Raw genomic sequence first — 16,284 nt, 5'->3', positions numbered from 1 at the left:
TGAAGGAGGTTTTTTTATGCAGTTAGGTTGGAAAGAGATGTGGAGACAGAAAAGAAAGTTTTCCATGTTGTTCGTGATCACATTATTGATTGTCATGTTGACGACACTCATCACAGGGCTAGCAGACGGTCTCGCATATGATAACGGTTCTGCCTTGCACGAATTGAATGCTACGACGTATCAACTTGATCCGGACTCAGAAGGTCAATTGACACGATCGTTTATAGACGTCACAGCGGATACTTCAAACGAAACGATGAGCGTCCGACAGCTCACGGTCACGATTGATGGAAAAAAAGAAGAGGTCACGCTATTCGCCCTTCCAAGTGGAAGTAATATTGGCCCAGGTACTTATCTAGAAACAGGTGAAGTCTTGTTTGACCCAAGTCTTTCAGTTCAGCTTGGAACAGGTGACACGTTGACCGACTTTGCGTCCGAATATCGTTTTACGATCGCCGGTGAGGCGCCTGGACGCTACAGTCATGGACCGGTGATTTACACGACGAACGAGACGTGGTTCGATTATTTGGATTACTCCGAACAACGTCCATATGTATCGGCTGAGATTGGAACGGAATCCACGATGTCCAATCCGCTCGTCATGAGTCAACAAGATTTGATTGAGTCGGTTCCTGGATATAGTGCCGAGCAAAGCACATTCACGATGATGCGTGCTTTTCTACTCGTGATCGGAACGTTTATTTTGACCGCATTCTTTTATTTGTTCACGCTTCAAAAGTTACCTGAACTCGGAATTCTGAAGGCAATCGGTCTCTCTCCTCGAATCATCGGACGGGCACTGCTCTTTCAGGTCATCGTCATAGTATCTGCCGCAGTCGCCACATCGATCGGGTTCATGTACGTCGTCGATGCGTTGATTCCATCATCGTTACCGTTTCTCGTCGACTTCGGTCATGTCGCGCTATTCGGATCCATGTTCATTTTCTTATCTGTTCTTGGCGCGTTGTTACCGTTATGGAAACTACGTCAAGTCGACGCAATTGAAATCATAGGAGGAAAAGCATCATGAGGTTAAGCCATGTATCACATCAGTTTGACGGTCAGCTCGTATTGAATGACATCGAGTTACATGTATCGCCAGGGGAATGCGTTGCCATCGTCGGTCCGAGTGGTAGCGGGAAGAGTACATTGTTATACATCCTCGGTCTATTGCGAAAACCAGATCAAGGAGCATTTTTGATGAACGAACGGGACGTATTCGAATTAGATGAGGAACAACGTCGTCTGTTACGTCTACATGAAGTCGGGTTCGTGTTTCAGCAGGCCCACCTGATTCCCTACTTGACGGTGCTCGAGCAACTTGAGCTGATTCAGGAGAAGAGACAGATGGATGCGAAACAACTATTGACCGACCTCGGCTTAGGACACCGCCTGCATCATCTCCCGTCGACATTGTCGGGAGGTGAAAAGCAACGTGTCGCCGTCGCACGTGCCTTGATCAACTCCCCGCAACTCATTTTGGCAGATGAACCGACGGCGAGTCTTGATTATGAGAATGGACGCCGTGTGATGGAGTTATTGGCCAAACAAGCACATGAAGAAGGGAGACGTGTCGTCGTCATCACACATGATGAACGCATGCTCGATGTGTGTGATCGCGTCCTTCGTGTGATTGACGGTACCTTGACCGAGCTCAACAAGGAAGAAGGGCATCACGACCAATTTGATGCAATTGATGAGTGAGCCATCCTCCAAGGCGAATGGCAACAAGGATTGATCCGTTCTCTGAAATGGTCGCCTCTTCGATACTCATCAATCGTTCGATGATATGATTCGATTCGAGTCGAATCCCCGAAAGACAGGAGAGTGCGCGAACGATTTCCTCTGGTCGACATTCGACTAGACGCGCAATCTCTTGTACCTCGGTGAGGAGGCTTGTTTGGTTATATAGAAAATAACGGTCGAGAATAACATCAAATACGAGTCCGATGATTCGTTCATCTCCTTCAATCGTCCACGAGAACGTTACTCCCCGTTCAAGCATCCCCTTTCTGTCGCTCAACACCATTTGTATCATTCGATAGATCTCTGACCTCTCCATATAGATATCCCCACCCTCCTGCTGTTGTCACTCCATCGTATCGTTCAAAATCATGTCTTTCCATGTGCCTTGATTCCTGATATTCACACGATTATGTTCTGTATGCCCTCTCCTTATGTAAGAAAACAGGACCGTATCGATTCGTTTCGGGTACAATAACGTTGAAAGGAGTCGGTATTAATGCAACGAAAATGGAAAATTGGATTGGCATCACTTTTCACAGGCTACTACGCGGTCAGCTACTATGCCTTCAAACGAATGACGCGGGGCAAACGAAAGACTCCGGAGATGTTACTCGCTCCATATACGGACGAAGATCGCAACTTTTATCATGACGTACCGTTCGAGCATGTCTCGATTCAATCTCGTGATGAGTACCGCCTCTACGGGCGTATCTATCGGAATGAGGGGTCAACAAAATGGATTGTGTTCGTACATGGATATACCGCATCACATAGTTTCATGGCCCCTCACCTCGCCATGTTCCATCGTCTCGGCTTTAACCTGCTTGCCGTCGATTTACGTTCACACGGGGAGTCCGAAGGAATTTATGCCTCATATGGTTTCCATGAAAAAGTCGATATGATCGACTGGGTGGACTGGTTGAAGACAGAGGAAACAGTCGATCAAGTCGGGCTTCACGGCGTCTCGATGGGAGCGGCCACCGTCTTGCAGACGACTCCGCTCACGAACGTCGACTTCGTCATCGCAGAATGTCCGTTTGACGATATGAAACAATTGATGCGTTATCAATTGAAAGAGTTACACCATATCCCAGCCGAGCTCATTTTACCGGGAATCGACTATTTCCTTTGGTCTCGTGCCGGGTTCACGATGAGACAAGTCCAACCGAAAAAGGCCGTCACGGAAACGACGACCCCAATCCTATTCGTACATGGTTCAAAAGATGATTTCGTCCCGACGTGGATGTCGGTCGAAATGAATGCATTGAACCGGAAGAACGACTTGGTATTGATCGATGGCGCAGAACATACCGATTGCATGATCAAGGACGCTCCTGCGTATGAGGAGGCGGTCACTCGCTTTTTGCATCGACATGGATTGGACCGGCAATCAAATCAAGTAGCACATGTAACACCATGACCGGCCAAAGGACACCCATCCCTAAATATAGGATACCTAGTCCGAATCCAACGATCCCTGTCGTGAAGACTCCCTTTATCCCTTGATAGGCATGGGCCACACCGAAAAGGGCGCCCCCGATTAAGGCGAGAGTCAAATCCGGGACCTCTATATAGAGGGAGATCGTGTATAGCAGGACTCCTCTGAAAATGAATTCCTCGGTCACGCCTGCAGTGACCGAGACGGCACCCCACGCTTGTTCCTCAGGTTTTGTCCGAGGGAGGAGCAGCTTCTCTAAATCGAGCTCATAGTAAGGGCGTAACACATTTCGGAGACGTGCTGAAGTTTTTACCAACAGATAAAAGACGAGCGCCACGGTGACCAGGATGCATGACAAGTAAAAGACTTGCCATGCCTGTTCGTTCCCCGCTTCTGGTCCGAACCTCAATCCGACTTCTGATGGCGGTACTTGAAATAAAAAGATGAGGGCAACAATTAACAAGGTCAGCCCCCATGCCGATTTCACGGTTTGTTCATATACCCATGCCCGTCCTCTCGTTTCAATCAAGGGACGAATCAATTTGGCATTGAAGATTTGAACGATCAGCATGTAGCCGATAATGGCTGTAAAAATCAAACGTTCAAGCATCCATATCCACTCCTGTCCTTCCTCTTAGCTATATGCTACACTATTCGAGTATTGTCTAAAAGCTAGGAGGCGGTATCTTGAAACGTATGATGCTGCGACTGACCGGTTTCATTATTGTGCTCGTGCTTTTGCTCGGGGCAGTCGGCTGGCTCGGTCAACATGATAAAGTGAACAATGGATTGTATCGAACCTATTATGGAGAGAACGGTGTTCCGAACACACATCTGGCCGTCTATCAAGACGCTGCTGAAACATATGACGTGGACTGGCGCCTACTGGCTGCCGTTCACCGTGTAGAGACCATCTTCTCACACAGTTCGTCGATGCGTTCGTCTGTCGGCGCGATCGGACCTTTTCAATTCATGCCCCGTACTTGGCTCGGTTGGGAATATGATACCGATGACCAAAAAGGCGATGTCCCAGAAGACGAAGTGGATTTGACGGACCTTGCCTTGATTGAACAGTATGGCGGACTCGGTCGCGACGGGAACGGCGATGGAAAAGCTGACCCACATAGTCTAGTTGATTCTGCGCACACGGCGGCGTATTATTTAAGTGAACACGGTGGAAAAAAGACAGATTCAGTCACATCCGTCCGAAACGCTATCTTCGAATACAATCGAAGTGAGCAATATGTCAATGATGTCATGACGTACTTCGAGAACTATGAATCAAGCGTGACGTTCATGCCTGATGAGCGTGATACGCTTAGTCAACGAGTTGCTTATTACACGATTCGATATGTCGAGTGGTTTAAATCGCTCGGCTGATGCTTACATGAAAAAGTGAGGAATGGAAATGAACACGCATGTAGAAGAAGTAACCATCCGCGTCAAATCAATCTTCAATGAAGATAAAACGAAACGCTATATGCGAACGTATGAGTTCACCGATGTGGAGGATGGCGTCATCTGCGCCGTCATTATTTACTCGCCGCGGATGAGCGATGCCTTTTTGTCTGGCACGACGACACAGCGTGCTTATATGTTGATGCAAAATCATTTGTCACAACCGATTCGAGAAATGCGGGTCATCAGTCTCGTCCCGACACTCGCCATCAATGACAACCTTCCATACGTGGAGTCTCAACTCGATGAGACGAACTACCATTACGTCGAAGAGACGTTACAAGAGGTAGAAGCAAGCGGCGGGATGATCATCGTCGGTTGGGGGTCTCCAGGTCGCTTGATGCACCACGCGACATCTTACAAATCGCTCTTTGCGGATTATGAAGCGAACATGTATTGCATCGGTACGACAGCAAAAGGCGAGCCACAACAGATTCGAATGGCAAACGAGAATACCGTTCTCGAGGCGTTCAACAACGAATCGGTCAAACCGAAGTTTCGTATCGTGAAAGAAACGAAAAAAGACGACTCTCCGTGAGTCGTCTTTTCATATGCCAATCCAAATGGAAAGACCGAACAGTATGAAGAATATACCGGACCACATGTAATCGGACGGTTTGATGTCAATCCGCTCATAGACGGTCCGTTTTCCACTTGTGAAACCTCTCGCCTCCATGGAGAAGGCGACACGTTCAGCACGTCGGATTGAACCTGCCATCAGTGGAAGAAGTAGTTTCGGGACATGCCGAATCCGCTCCCATTTCGTATCAAGAGGTACGCCGCGAAGACGATGCGCGTATTGTAGCTGATGCATCTCCCGTTGCATTAACGGAAGGAAGCGGAATCCGACGAGCGCACTATAGGCAATCGTCGGAGAAAGCCTTGCCTGTTGCATCAAACTCATGACGAAACGTTTCGAATCGGTCGTCAACATAAAGAGGAGCGACAGTACGGTGAATGCCAACACACGTAGACTAAGAGACATGGCGATACGTGCCTCTTCTTTTGAAATGTCTTGACCGAGAAGGGTTACCCACGTCTCTCCCCCAAGCTCCTTCCCAAACACGAGCGTCGTCCAAAACGTCCCGAGTGCCGTGACGAGAAAAGGAATCAAAAACAGGCTCCACTTCTTCCATGAAACGTCCGTCGCCAGTAATTGAATCGTCAACGTACCGACAATGATGACGAGCGGGGTCCACGGGTTATAAAACAAGGCCAGCCCGAACATGATGATCGTCATCGTCCCAAACTTGATCGTCGGATTCATATCATGGAGTGACATCGTTGCCGTCCTCCCGCTAGTCGATAATGACGAAGTCTCTCCGTGTCCCCCCAAAGCTCATCCCCGAATGGTCCTGAGAGTTCCCCATCCTTCATCAAATAGAACGTATGGGCGATATTGGCGAACGATAAGTCATGGGTCACGAACAAGATCGTCTGTCCCTTTGCCGCATGTCGCTTCATCAAAATCTCTAGTGCATGGAGTGACGGCTCATCCTGACCTGCCGTCGGTTCATCGAAGGCAAGCAACTGTTTGTTTGAGAGTAACTGAATCCCGACGGCGAGTCGTCGCTTCTGTCCATGACTGAGTGACAATGGATGGAGGACTCGTTTGTCCTCGAGGGTTAGCTCATCCAATACGACATCAATCGATTCCTCATGACCAAACTGTAGCTCTTGCTCGACCGAGTTCATGAAAAATAAGTGTTCCGGAGATTGAGGGACGAGTCCCACCCGGCGGTCACACTCCGTCAAACTTCGTAAAAACGTCGACTTTCCACTCCCATTTGGTCCCAATATGGCAATCACTTCCCCGATCCGAGCTTTTAGGGTCACCCCTTTTAATCGAAATGAGTCACGCACCACCTCGTCTACCACGTAATGCTCGATTGCTTGTCGTGGCTCAGGCGACGGTTTGAATGAAAAATCATCGACCGGCTGAAACGGTTCGTTCCGTACAATCCGTCCTTGGTCGAGTTCGATGTGCCAATCAAAAAAGTCTCCCCACAAGTGTGCGCGATGTTCGACAACGATGACGTTCACGTTGTCTAAGTGATCGAGCCAGTCGACGAATCGATTCGCGGTCACTGGGTCAAGGTGCGTCAACGGCTCATCGAGAAGCAACCATCCCGGTCGTCCAACCATGGCGCAGGCGACGGCAATCCGTTGTTTCTCCCCGCCTGACAAGGAATCGATGAGACGATTTCGGTAATCGGTCAGTTGGAGTGACTCGAGAATCTCCGTCACACGCTGATCGATTACCTCGACCGGTGTCTGCAAATTTTCGAGTGTGAAGATGAGTTCCTCTTCCACCCGTTCCATCACGAACTGCGTGTCCGGGTCTTGAAATACGGTCCCGACCTGCTGATTGATTTCGCCTGGTGCGTATTCGTCGTAAATCCGTCCAAACAGTTCGAGTCTGCCTTCTAGGACTCCATCACAATTCTCTGGATAGAGACGGTTGAACAGCGCGAGTAGGGTCGACTTCCCGCTTCCGCTCGTTCCTGTCAAAATCGTGCGTCCAGGTCGTATGGAAAGTGACACATCTTTTATGATGGTGTCCTGACTTTCGGGGAACCGGAATGAAAGCGATTCTGTCTCAACCATGGACGTTCCCACTCCGAGCGATCGCATAGCCACGAAGTGACCCCGTCTTGAGCAACAGGTCACTGAGCAACTTCCCACCGATTCCTGCGATGACCATGCCGCTGACCGCGCGCAGCCCGAACATCGTCGCCACATATCCTGGTTCAAGCATCGCAAATCCGCTCATGAAGTAGGTATACACGAAACTCGTGACGGCCGAGCCAAATCCAGCTAGCATGAGAACCCATAGCTCATATCGACGATAGCCTGTCATCGCAAAGACAGCTTCAGCCCCAAGACCTTGGACGATGCCGACCAAGATGATGCGTGGTCCGATCGCATTTCCAATCAACATCTCAATCGTCGCTGCCATCACTTCGGAGATAAAGGCAGCACCCGGCTTCCGGATGATGTACGCCGAGATGATCGACACGATGAACCAGATACCGAAAATCCATTCATAGGCGATCGGCCCGATCAATCCCGCCCATAAGTTCCCGATATGGACGAACAGTAAGTAGACGACGGCAAAGACGACAGACAATACGGAGACGAGAACGACCTCTTTCAATTTCCACGATTTAAGCATGTCGTCCTCCATGTGACGGACTGTTCACACTGAACGTCACCGTCATGACGACGTGTCGATTCTTCTCGCGCGTCCGATTGAACGCCGCCTCATAATACGAGAACACATCATCCAAATTCCCATGAATGCCTGACGCGTAGTGCATGGAGTCATTATAGACACCGGCCTGTTTCGCTTGTTCAATTTCATCATAGATGAGATCCATGTAGTTCTCTGCACCCATCGGATAGAGCGCGAATTGTGAAGAGACATACTGTTCTCTTGAGGACCCGTTCAGTTGTTGTGGTGGGGCATCGAGTGCTTCATCCCCTGCCGAATCTCCCGGACATCCGACGGAGAAGGTTCCGCTCATCGAGACATGGCGTCCTTCTTCCGAAGCCAGGCTCAACACGGTCCGTGCGACGTCGAACACGTGCTCGGCACGACCACGGATCACGGTCGATACGTCGTCCGTATGTCGCCAGACACCCGTCATATTTGTTCCTTTCAATGCCCCTTTGATCGTCCCGATAAAGTCATCTGTCATCGGGCTAAGCGTGAAGCGAAATCCGACAATCGGACTCGTGCCACATAATTCATTCATCTTGTTTCCCCCTCTATATGTGTTTGCACAAAAAAAGCCGCATTCATGAGAATGCAGCAACAAAATCTATACAAACTTGCATAGAGAAAGTGCCGCACTTCCTCACGCCAGTATTACCTGGATCGAGTTATAAGGGATCGGAGCCATGCTCACATCTCAGCCGAAGCACCCCTAGTGCAGTCATTGATATGCGGTTACTTATGCAGTCACAGTATAGCGATGTTTCGTCAGTTTGTAAACGGTCAATCTGAATAGGTGACGAGTTGGCCATTACCAGGGAGTGGGTCATGGAACGAATCCCATGCCGCTACCATCTCCTTATCCGTCAACAAGCAGGCGTCAAGTGATTGTTCGACCGTCTCCCGGTCCATCCGTTGACCGATAAGGACCAATTCGTTCTGTCGGTCTCCGTACGGCTCGATGTAATCTTCACGCAGTTCAGGTTCTGAGGCGAACATGGCCTCTCGTTCACTCTCCGGAAGGGTCGCTAACCAACGACCGGCATGTTCGAGCGTCGATGCGTATCCGGCCTGGGAGAAGAGACAGGCAAGGTCGTTCCGTGACGCGATCCACAAGAAGCCTTTGGCACGGACTATTTCTTCAGGATAGTGCTCCATCCAATTCATCAAGCGCTCAGGGTGGAACGGTCGACGACGACGGTAGACGAACGAGCTGATGCCATACTCCTCCGTTTCCGGCGTATGTTCTTCTGCCTCAAGTTCTTGAATCCATCCCGCCGCACGCATCGCCTGATCGAAATCGAACAACTGGACGTCGAGTAGATCGTCTAACGCTACGTCGGAGTATGTTGAAGTCAATAATCGGGCGCTCGGGTTAAGTGTCTTAAGTAGCCCCTTCATCTCCTGCAGTTCCGCTTCAGACACCCGGTCTGCCTTATTCAACACGATGATATCCGCAAATTCGACTTGGTCGACGAGTAGGTCGACGACTTCACGGACATCTCCTGTATCGACGGCTTGTTGACGTTCCATGAGCGATTCACCAGAATTGAAATCTTTGAAGAAGCGGTACGCATCGACGACAGTGACCATCGCATCGATATAGACACGGCTCGTCAAATCGATTCCGAGCGCATCATCGGCATACGTGAACGTCTGCGCAACGGGAATCGGCTCTGAAATCCCAGAAGACTCGATGATGATGCCATCGAGGTCACGATCCTTTGTCAACTCATAGACCGCTGTCAGCAAATCCTCACGTAGGGTACAACAGATGCACCCGTTCGAGAGTTCGACTAATTTTTCATCGGTACGGGAGAAACCACCCTGTTCAATCAATTTCTCATCAATGTTTAACTCGCTCATATCGTTCACGATGACCGCATATTTTTTATCTTCCCGGTTATGTAAGATGTGGTTGAGCAGTGTCGTCTTTCCGCTACCAAGATAACCTGAGAGTACTGTAATTGGAATTCGTTTCATATTGATGAACCTCCATTAAATCGTAATCATTACTTTTTATATATTGAAACGACTGATTCGATTTGTCAACAAAAAAACACGCCACACGGACGTGTTTTGAAAAACATGCTTTTATTCTTCCAACGCTTTTCGTTCTGCTTCCGAGCGGGGATAGGCGTTCGCTTGCCACTCCGCCCGATAGATGGAGTCGAGTTGCGTCAACCCGACCTCATCCTCGTCCTTGTCAGAATCGACACTCGGCACCTCGTCCCATTTTGGGTCGAGATAAGAATGATCTTCTTCCCGCGCTCGATTTTCTTGCAACTTTTGAATTCCCATCTTGACCGCTGCCGCAACTGCCAACCCAATACCCGCTCGAACTAACAGTCGTTTCACCATTGCATGTCCTCCTCAACGCCCAAAGCGATAAAGCGGCATCCCTTTCACCTCTGTATCGATGATAAATACCGATCCAGCATCCGGATATTCGGCTAACGCTTCCTCATCCATCCCCTCACGAGCCGTCGTGATGGCCAATCGATTGAGCCCATCCCCGATGAAGGCGCAGGATGTGACATTCGGTGCAGGAACGTGAACTTCTAACAGCTTTTCACCGGTTGATGGATTCCAGCGAGATACTTTGCTTCCGGCGTAATGCGCAATCCATAAACATCCTTCCGTATCTGATGTCATACCATCCGGGAAGCCATCCTCGTCCGCAAAATCGATGACGACCTTTCCATTTGATAACGTACCCGCCTTCAAATCGAAATCATATTGGCGAATCGTTTCAGTCGGTGTATCGATATGATAAAAAACGGAATGGTCAGGAGACCACGTCAACCCGTTCGAAAGTGTGAGCTCATCCATGAGTGTCGTCGTCGTACCATCCCGATCGACACGATACAATGTCGCTTGATTCTCTTTGTCTTCGAGATGAAGTGTTCCGGCGAAGATTCGACCGTATGGATCGGCTTTTCCGTCATTGAACCGCAATTGACCGTCCGGATCATCCAACTCGACAATCTTCTTCAAGTCCCGATTGATCTCATCCCACTCATAAATGCCGTCCTTCAAACCAAGGACAACGCCATCCGTCACTTTCGGAATGACGAAACCGACTTGTTTCCCGACTTCAAACGACGAGATTTCATCCTCACGTTCGTCATACCACCACAATGTATGGCCTTCGATATCTACCCAATAAAACCGCTTCAGCTCGGCATCCCAACACGGACCTTCACCAAGCGTATTTCGTACACGAATCCACAACGACGCATCTACTTTCTCCATCACTTAGCCTCCACTCTATCCATTAGTTCAGAAATCTATTCCCCTCTCGCATTGGGACTATGCATGAATCCAGAAAATCGTGACGGATTTTGATTGTCGTCCGTTCAGTTTGCTATAGTGAAAGAAACGTAGCGAGGGAGTGAATGGCTTGTCGAAATGGGATGAACGATTTAGTTCGGAAGAGTATGTGTATGGGACAGAGCCAAACGAATTTTTACGCGAATGGGTCACGTCTCATCAACCTGAAAGAAAACGTGTATTGGCCATCGCGGAGGGCGAAGGTCGAAACGCGGTGTGGCTCGCCACGCTCGGCTTTGAAGTCGAGATATGGGACGTTTCTATAGCAGGGATCGACAAAGCGAAACGCTTGGCGACGTCACGAAACGTGTCCATTCAGACGAAACAGATCGACTTGAATGAAGCCGATTGGCCAAACAAGGCGTATGACATGGTCATCTGTATCTTTGGCCACTTTCCTCCACACGTCAGAGAAAAGGTGTTTACGGGTATCCAACAAACGCTTCGACCTGGTGGTTTGTTCCTGAGTGAAGTCTACTCTACACATCAACTCGCTTACGGGACAGGTGGACCAAACGACGCCTCACTTCTTTACACCGAAGAGATGTTCCACCAACTAGAGGACGATTTCGTACCGCTCGTCTTACATGAGACGGTCGTCTGGCGAGAAGAAGGCACGCTCCATCACGGCGAATCCGCTGTGATTCAATATGTCGGGCAAAAACGGTAAACGAATGGCCTCCCCGAGATTCGGAGAGGCCATTTTCACTTCGCGCCTTCGACGTTCATATGCTTACTGCGGAGTTGTCCACATGCCGCATCGATGTCTGTCCCGTGCTCGAGACGGACACCAGTGTTGACGCCACGCTTTTTCAAGATGTCGTAGAACGCCATGATGTCCTCAGGCGTGCTTCGCTCATATTGGATGTGCTCGTTGACCGGGTTATATGGAATCAAGTTGACGTACGACTTGTCTTTGATGTCTTCGATCAAGTTGGCGAGTTCTTCCGCATGTTCCGGCAAATCGTTCACTTTCGAGAGCAGGATATATTCGAATGTGATTCGTTTATTCGTCTTCTCGACGTAATAGCGAATCGACGGCATGAGTTTATCAAGCGGGAACGCCCGGTTGATTTTCATGATGCGTGTACGTAATTCATCGTTTGGCGCATGTAGAGAGAGCGCCAAGTTGATGCGTAAGTCGAGGTCTGCGAACTTGTAGATCTTATCCGCGAGACCACTCGTCGACACGTTGATTTTACGCGGAGCGATCGCAAGTCCACGCTCATCTTTGACGACACGCAAGAAGTCGACCAAGTTGTCGAAGTTATCGAACGGTTCACCGATTCCCATGACGACGATATGGCTGACGCAGTCCCCTTCACCCTCTTCATCGAGGAAGTGTTGGACGGTCATGATCTGCTCGACGACCTCACCCGCCGTCAAGTCACGCGTCTTTTTCAACAAGCCGCTCGCACAGAAGCTACAGCCGATGTTACAACCGACCTGAGTCGTCACACAGACCGAACGTCCGTATTTGTGACGCATGAGTACCGTCTCGATGTAGTGCCCGTCATGTAATTTAAGTAAGAATTTGACCGTCCCGTCGCCAGCTTCTTGTTTGACGAACAGTTCTTGTGTCGAGATGACATATTTTTCTGTTAAGTAATCGCGCACCTCGTCACGTACATTGAGGTCGTCCATCGATTTGACCCGATCGATGTAGAGCGAGTCCCAAACTTGACGTGCGTGGAAGGCACCGTATCCCGCTTCCGTACACTCGTTCGTGAGTTGATCGAACGTCAACCCGTATATAGATGATTTCATTGTAATCTGTCCTTTCTCTAATCCGCATACGTACCATTGTAGCGGACGTAAGAGACGGGTGCAACTTACGAATAATCAGGAGGCGTCGGTCGTGTGATGAATTGTTCGAACGCATAGGCGACTCGAATCAAATCACGTTCCGCGTAGCTCGTCCCCGTGAACGAGAGACCGAATGGGGCACCGCTCTCTTTTCGTTTATAGGGTATTGTAATCGTCGGATGCCCTGCTTTCGCAGCCATGTCATAGTTGATGTCATGTGGCAGGACGAGTGCATCCAGTTTATGCGACGCAAGCAATGTGTCAATCCCTTCCGTTTTTGCGAGTCGGACGTCCTCGATGCGACGATCGAGATAGCTCGCTTCAGTCAGTTTTCCAGATTTAGCGTTCGCTTCTTCAAAGAAGGTCTGGCCGTGCGGAATCGATTCGGGATGTTCGGCATTCCACTCGATCAGGTCGGATAGCGTCTGAAACGGCACGGTCGTGTTGGCGAGATACGCCTCGACCCCGAGCTTGAACTCATCGAACAGGATATCCGCCTGTTCGAGCGTCGCATGCTTCGGCAGCGTGACCTCGACGAGTTCGATTTCAGCTTGCCGAAGCAATCGGAGCGCCTGTTCATACAACCCGACTTCTTCGTCTGAAATATTTGGCTTGATAAATCCGACACGCATCCCGACCGCTTGACGGACATCGAGACATGTCACATAAGGCGGTCCGACTGGAGTTTCCCACGTCGCAGGATCAGCCGAATCTTCACCGCACATTGTCTGTAAGGCGATGACCGCATCACGAAGCGTACGCGCCATCGGTCCCGCCGTATCTTGAGAACGTGAAATCGGGATGATTCCGGAGCGACTGATCAATCCGACGGTCGGCTTGATCCCGACGATGCTGTTATGGACACTCGGATGGACGATTGAACCGCTCGTCTCAGATCCGACTGCGAGAAGCGTAAGGTTTGCCGCGACCGCTGAAGCCGACCCTGAGCTTGATCCCCCGACGTCCAACCCGTCGCCGTATGGGTTCATCGTCTGTCCACCGACGGCACTCCAGCCGTTCGGCATATTTTCCGTTAAAAAGTTCGCCCACTCGGACAGGTTCGCTTTGCCAAGGATGATGGCCCCGTCAGCCCGCAAGCGTTTGACGAGCTCGGCATCTCGACCGGCGAAATGATGTCGCATCGCGGCAGCACCTGCAGTCGTTCGCATCAGACCGTTCGTCTCGATATTGTCTTTGATTAAGACGGGAATACCAAGTAGCGGTTTGCGTACCCCTTTTCGGTAGGCCCGGTCTGCCGCCTCTGCCTCGAACAGGGCGTCCGGATTGACTTGGATGACGGCATGAAGCCGTTCATTATACGTCGCAATCCGTCCTAAATAATAGGCGGCCACGTCTCTCGCCGTGAATTGTCCCTCTTTATACCCACGATGTGCACCTTCAATCGTCAGTTCATGTAATTGGATTTGTTCCATCATGCATTCCTCCTTTATCTCTCCTCCTTTATTCGTGCTCTATGCCTGATTTCCTTTTCGTATCGCCAAGTCGATGTGTTCTTGTTACACTTAAGAAAAAACAGGAGGTCCCAATGACACGCTCCTATGTCTTTGTGTTGCTTGCCGTATTCGGTCTATTTTTCTTACAGCTATACGGTGAAAATGTGCCATATGGTCCACTCATTTCCATCGGGTTGATCGGGTTCATCATCGTCTTGACGGTTTTTCAGTTGAAACGAAAACCGAATCATTGACGAATGTATTTTGAGGGTGGTATGATGCTCTCACCAACTACATATCGATATCAAGAGTGAACGAGAGATCTGGCTCCGCGACTTCACAGCAACCTGCCTTAGGCAAGGTGCTACGACCAGCAAGGGAAACCTTGGACGATATGACGAAAGCGCTCATGTCATCCGACATGAGCGCTTTTTTGTTGAATGACGATTTGGAGGGAACGAAAGTATGGAAAAAGCAACATTCGCAGGCGGCTGTTTTTGGTGCATGGTGACACCATTTGAGGAATTACCAGGGATTGAGGGTATCGTGTCCGGTTATATGGGCGGACAGGTCGATAATCCGACATATGAACAAGTGAAAACCGGGACGACAGGACACCTCGAGGTCGTTCAAATCACATATGATCCAGCATTATTCTCGTATGAACGTCTTCTTGAGCTGTATTGGATTCAGACAGACCCGACGGACGATGGTGGTCAATTCCAAGACCGGGGACCTCAGTATGCCCCAGCCATCTTCTATCACACGGAAGAACAACGAGTCGCGGCTGAGGCGAGTCGCGATGTGTTGGCAGCAAGTGGTCGTTTCACGGCTCCGATCGTCACGAAAATCATTCCGGCGACGACGTTCTTCGCTGCAGAAGACTACCATCAGGATTATCATAAAAAGAATCCGAAGCATTATAAGGAAGACCGGGCCATCTCGGGACGCGACGAGTTCATCGAGGAAAACTGGACGGAAACCGTATAACGGTCATCAGACGCGAATGTTAGCATTCGCGTCTTTTATAAGACCAATAATCGGGAAAAGACTATAAATGGTTCATACATCCGAAAAGGAGGACTCATATATGAAAACAAGCACGAAACTCATCATCGGTGTGATTGGCGTAGCCGTAATCGCTGTTGCCTGGTGGCTCATCTCCCCACTATTCTTAACCGAGACGGTCGATGAAGGATTGCCGCCGACAGCAGTCGAATCACCAGCTCCAGAGGAAGAGGAATCAGATCAAGAGACGTCCGAGACACCGGAAGCACAACCGAGTCCAACCGAAGTAGCGGGTGTATTCATGGACGGGGAGAAAAATTATGAGACGACCGGTACAATCCGCTCGGTCGAGGCAGAAGACGGGACGTACCTCCGATTTGAAGAGTTCGAGACGACGAACGGTCCTGACTTATTCGTATATTTGACGAAACCAGGGCAAGAGACGACCGAAGGCGTCAGTTTAGGGGCGCTAAAAGGGAACATCGGGAATCAAAACTATTTAATCCCAGAGGATGTGAATCTAGAAGAGTACAATACCGTCGTCATCTGGTGTCGTGCGTTCAGCGCGACGTTCGGGACGGGAGAACTGACTGGTTCAAGTGAATAAACAGACTTGAGGGTTGCTGAATGAATCGGCCACCCTCTTTTCATTTGAAATCGGCTGAAATAATATAAAGCAATCATCAATCTTCAATTGCGTATATGCAAAGCGTTTCGCCGTCCGCGACACCTTCAAGTTTGCGCAAGAGAATCAGAATATCCTCCGCTGGACGTCAACTCGTTCGGCAACGCTATACTCTTTTAGATGCGTAAACTGGCGAAAG

The 16,284-nt window shown here is 49.7% G+C and carries 20 protein-coding genes and 2 riboswitches; of the genes, 9 read left to right on the top strand and 11 right to left on the bottom strand.

All coding sequences use genetic code 11. From position 1 onward, the window contains the following. The first annotated feature begins 16 nt into the window (after positions 1-16). Positions 17-1,030, top strand: a complete 1,014-nt coding sequence (locus KNO79_RS06275; RefSeq protein ID WP_214690864.1) for an ABC transporter permease — start codon at positions 17-19, stop codon at positions 1,028-1,030. Further along, on the top strand, positions 1,027-1,704 hold the full coding sequence (locus KNO79_RS06270; RefSeq protein ID WP_074036962.1) for an ABC transporter ATP-binding protein: 678 nt from the start codon (positions 1,027-1,029) through the stop codon (positions 1,702-1,704). The genes KNO79_RS06275 and KNO79_RS06270 overlap by 4 nt, the downstream gene beginning before the upstream one ends. Here the strand turns inward: KNO79_RS06270 and KNO79_RS06265 are convergent. Next, entirely contained in the window at positions 1,655-2,062 is a 408-nt protein-coding gene (locus KNO79_RS06265) for a hypothetical protein (protein ID WP_214690863.1), read from the bottom strand. The genes KNO79_RS06270 and KNO79_RS06265 overlap by 50 nt on opposite strands. A gap of 180 nt (positions 2,063-2,242) precedes the next feature. Between KNO79_RS06265 and KNO79_RS06260 the strand changes: the two genes are divergently transcribed. Further along, complete coding sequence (locus KNO79_RS06260) at positions 2,243-3,166, top strand: alpha/beta hydrolase (RefSeq protein WP_159562356.1); 924 nt, start codon at positions 2,243-2,245, stop codon at positions 3,164-3,166. On the opposite strand, the gene KNO79_RS06255 is transcribed toward KNO79_RS06260, so the two are convergent. Beyond that, positions 3,099-3,794 carry a CPBP family intramembrane glutamic endopeptidase gene (locus KNO79_RS06255; RefSeq protein ID WP_214690862.1) on the bottom strand — a complete coding sequence of 232 codons (696 nt, stop codon included), beginning with the start codon at positions 3,792-3,794 and terminating at the stop codon, positions 3,099-3,101. The two genes, KNO79_RS06260 and KNO79_RS06255, sit on opposite strands and share 68 nt — an antisense overlap. A gap of 86 nt (positions 3,795-3,880) precedes the next feature. Between KNO79_RS06255 and KNO79_RS06250 the strand changes: the two genes are divergently transcribed. Next, the gene (locus tag KNO79_RS06250) at positions 3,881-4,564 is read left to right on the top strand and encodes a lytic transglycosylase domain-containing protein (RefSeq protein WP_230872907.1); all 684 of its coding nucleotides are present in this window, start codon (positions 3,881-3,883) and stop codon (positions 4,562-4,564) included. 28 nt (positions 4,565-4,592) lie between these two features. Next, complete coding sequence (locus KNO79_RS06245) at positions 4,593-5,180, top strand: DUF1643 domain-containing protein (protein ID WP_012726384.1); 588 nt, start codon at positions 4,593-4,595, stop codon at positions 5,178-5,180. Between the two features lie 9 nt (positions 5,181-5,189). On the opposite strand, the gene KNO79_RS06240 is transcribed toward KNO79_RS06245, so the two are convergent. The 7 genes from KNO79_RS06240 to KNO79_RS06210 form a co-directional block, all read right to left on the bottom strand. After that, positions 5,190-5,924, bottom strand: a complete 735-nt coding sequence (locus tag KNO79_RS06240) for an energy-coupling factor transporter transmembrane component T family protein (RefSeq protein WP_159562359.1) — start codon at positions 5,922-5,924, stop codon at positions 5,190-5,192. Then, positions 5,906-7,276, bottom strand: coding sequence for an ABC transporter ATP-binding protein (locus tag KNO79_RS15620; protein ID WP_285800628.1), 1,371 nt, complete (start codon positions 7,274-7,276; stop codon positions 5,906-5,908). The genes KNO79_RS06240 and KNO79_RS15620 overlap by 19 nt, the downstream gene beginning before the upstream one ends. Next, on the bottom strand, positions 7,242-7,817 hold the full coding sequence (locus tag KNO79_RS06230) for an ECF transporter S component (RefSeq protein ID WP_012726387.1): 576 nt from the start codon (positions 7,815-7,817) through the stop codon (positions 7,242-7,244). The genes KNO79_RS15620 and KNO79_RS06230 overlap by 35 nt, the downstream gene beginning before the upstream one ends. Further along, positions 7,810-8,400, bottom strand: a complete 591-nt coding sequence (locus KNO79_RS06225) for a YkoF family thiamine/hydroxymethylpyrimidine-binding protein (protein ID WP_214690860.1) — start codon at positions 8,398-8,400, stop codon at positions 7,810-7,812. The genes KNO79_RS06230 and KNO79_RS06225 overlap by 8 nt, the downstream gene beginning before the upstream one ends. 82 nt (positions 8,401-8,482) lie before the next feature. Continuing rightward, positions 8,483-8,583: riboswitch (TPP riboswitch) on the bottom strand. A gap of 59 nt (positions 8,584-8,642) precedes the next feature. Beyond that, positions 8,643-9,842, bottom strand: coding sequence for a GTP-binding protein (locus tag KNO79_RS06220; protein ID WP_214690859.1), 1,200 nt, complete (start codon positions 9,840-9,842; stop codon positions 8,643-8,645). 111 nt (positions 9,843-9,953) lie between these two features. Next, entirely contained in the window at positions 9,954-10,220 is a 267-nt protein-coding gene (locus tag KNO79_RS06215) for a hypothetical protein (RefSeq protein WP_012726390.1), read from the bottom strand. A gap of 12 nt (positions 10,221-10,232) precedes the next feature. Then, positions 10,233-11,114, bottom strand: coding sequence for an SMP-30/gluconolactonase/LRE family protein (locus KNO79_RS06210; protein WP_012726391.1), 882 nt, complete (start codon positions 11,112-11,114; stop codon positions 10,233-10,235). A gap of 148 nt (positions 11,115-11,262) precedes the next feature. Here KNO79_RS06210 and KNO79_RS06205 point away from each other — a divergent pair, with 148 nt between their 5' ends. Further along, positions 11,263-11,862 carry a class I SAM-dependent methyltransferase gene (locus tag KNO79_RS06205; protein WP_214690858.1) on the top strand — a complete coding sequence of 200 codons (600 nt, stop codon included), beginning with the start codon at positions 11,263-11,265 and terminating at the stop codon, positions 11,860-11,862. Positions 11,863-11,897: 35 nt separating this feature from the next. On the opposite strand, the gene rlmN is transcribed toward KNO79_RS06205, so the two are convergent. Both rlmN and KNO79_RS06195 read right to left on the bottom strand, forming a co-directional pair. After that, on the bottom strand, positions 11,898-12,959 hold the full coding sequence (gene rlmN, locus KNO79_RS06200) for a dual-specificity RNA methyltransferase RlmN (protein WP_214690857.1): 1,062 nt from the start codon (positions 12,957-12,959) through the stop codon (positions 11,898-11,900). A 65-nt stretch (positions 12,960-13,024) separates the two neighbouring features. Next, positions 13,025-14,431: an amidase family protein gene (locus tag KNO79_RS06195; protein WP_251125241.1), complete on the bottom strand. Its 1,407-nt coding sequence runs from the start codon at positions 14,429-14,431 to the stop codon at positions 13,025-13,027. 113 nt (positions 14,432-14,544) lie between these two features. Between KNO79_RS06195 and KNO79_RS06190 the strand changes: the two genes are divergently transcribed. The 3 genes from KNO79_RS06190 to KNO79_RS06180 all read left to right on the top strand — a co-directional run bounded on the left by KNO79_RS06190 (position 14,545) and on the right by KNO79_RS06180 (position 16,067). Continuing rightward, positions 14,545-14,706 (top strand): hypothetical protein, encoded by a 162-nt coding sequence (locus tag KNO79_RS06190; RefSeq protein ID WP_201302245.1) that lies wholly within the window; start codon positions 14,545-14,547, stop codon positions 14,704-14,706. A gap of 44 nt (positions 14,707-14,750) precedes the next feature. Next, positions 14,751-14,850, top strand: a riboswitch (SAM riboswitch). Positions 14,851-14,917: 67 nt separating this feature from the next. Then, the gene (gene msrA / locus KNO79_RS06185) at positions 14,918-15,442 is read left to right on the top strand and encodes a peptide-methionine (S)-S-oxide reductase MsrA (protein ID WP_147538139.1); all 525 of its coding nucleotides are present in this window, start codon (positions 14,918-14,920) and stop codon (positions 15,440-15,442) included. A gap of 100 nt (positions 15,443-15,542) precedes the next feature. Continuing rightward, the gene (locus KNO79_RS06180; protein ID WP_159562369.1) at positions 15,543-16,067 is read left to right on the top strand and encodes a DM13 domain-containing protein; all 525 of its coding nucleotides are present in this window, start codon (positions 15,543-15,545) and stop codon (positions 16,065-16,067) included. The last annotated feature ends 217 nt before the right edge of the window (positions 16,068-16,284 follow it).

The sequence above is a fragment of the Exiguobacterium sp. s43 genome (genome assembly GCF_018617255.1).
Lineage (GTDB): Bacteria > Bacillota > Bacilli > Exiguobacteriales > Exiguobacteriaceae > Exiguobacterium > Exiguobacterium profundum.
This window is presented reverse-complemented; position numbering and strand designations above follow the sequence as displayed.

Coding starts and splice junctions, on each gene's coding strand:
- KNO79_RS06275 (WP_214690864.1), top strand. CDS start 17: ATGCAGTTAGGTTGGAAAGAGATGTGGAGACAGAAAAGAAAGTTTTCC.
- KNO79_RS06270 (WP_074036962.1), top strand. CDS start 1,027: ATGAGGTTAAGCCATGTATCACATCAGTTTGACGGTCAGCTCGTATTG.
- KNO79_RS06265 (WP_214690863.1), bottom strand. CDS start 2,062: ATGGAGAGGTCAGAGATCTATCGAATGATACAAATGGTGTTGAGCGAC.
- KNO79_RS06260 (WP_159562356.1), top strand. CDS start 2,243: ATGCAACGAAAATGGAAAATTGGATTGGCATCACTTTTCACAGGCTAC.
- KNO79_RS06255 (WP_214690862.1), bottom strand. CDS start 3,794: ATGCTTGAACGTTTGATTTTTACAGCCATTATCGGCTACATGCTGATC.
- KNO79_RS06250 (WP_230872907.1), top strand. CDS start 3,881: ATGATGCTGCGACTGACCGGTTTCATTATTGTGCTCGTGCTTTTGCTC.
- KNO79_RS06245 (WP_012726384.1), top strand. CDS start 4,593: ATGAACACGCATGTAGAAGAAGTAACCATCCGCGTCAAATCAATCTTC.
- KNO79_RS06240 (WP_159562359.1), bottom strand. CDS start 5,924: ATGTCACTCCATGATATGAATCCGACGATCAAGTTTGGGACGATGACG.
- KNO79_RS15620 (WP_285800628.1), bottom strand. CDS start 7,276: ATGCGATCGCTCGGAGTGGGAACGTCCATGGTTGAGACAGAATCGCTT.
- KNO79_RS06230 (WP_012726387.1), bottom strand. CDS start 7,817: ATGCTTAAATCGTGGAAATTGAAAGAGGTCGTTCTCGTCTCCGTATTG.
- KNO79_RS06225 (WP_214690860.1), bottom strand. CDS start 8,400: ATGAATGAATTATGTGGCACGAGTCCGATTGTCGGATTTCGCTTCACG.
- KNO79_RS06220 (WP_214690859.1), bottom strand. CDS start 9,842: ATGAAACGAATTCCAATTACAGTACTCTCAGGTTATCTTGGTAGCGGA.
- KNO79_RS06215 (WP_012726390.1), bottom strand. CDS start 10,220: ATGGTGAAACGACTGTTAGTTCGAGCGGGTATTGGGTTGGCAGTTGCG.
- KNO79_RS06210 (WP_012726391.1), bottom strand. CDS start 11,114: ATGGAGAAAGTAGATGCGTCGTTGTGGATTCGTGTACGAAATACGCTT.
- rlmN (WP_214690857.1), bottom strand. CDS start 12,959: ATGAAATCATCTATATACGGGTTGACGTTCGATCAACTCACGAACGAG.
- KNO79_RS06195 (WP_251125241.1), bottom strand. CDS start 14,431: ATGGAACAAATCCAATTACATGAACTGACGATTGAAGGTGCACATCGT.
- KNO79_RS06190 (WP_201302245.1), top strand. CDS start 14,545: ATGACACGCTCCTATGTCTTTGTGTTGCTTGCCGTATTCGGTCTATTT.
- msrA (WP_147538139.1), top strand. CDS start 14,918: ATGGAAAAAGCAACATTCGCAGGCGGCTGTTTTTGGTGCATGGTGACA.
- KNO79_RS06180 (WP_159562369.1), top strand. CDS start 15,543: ATGAAAACAAGCACGAAACTCATCATCGGTGTGATTGGCGTAGCCGTA.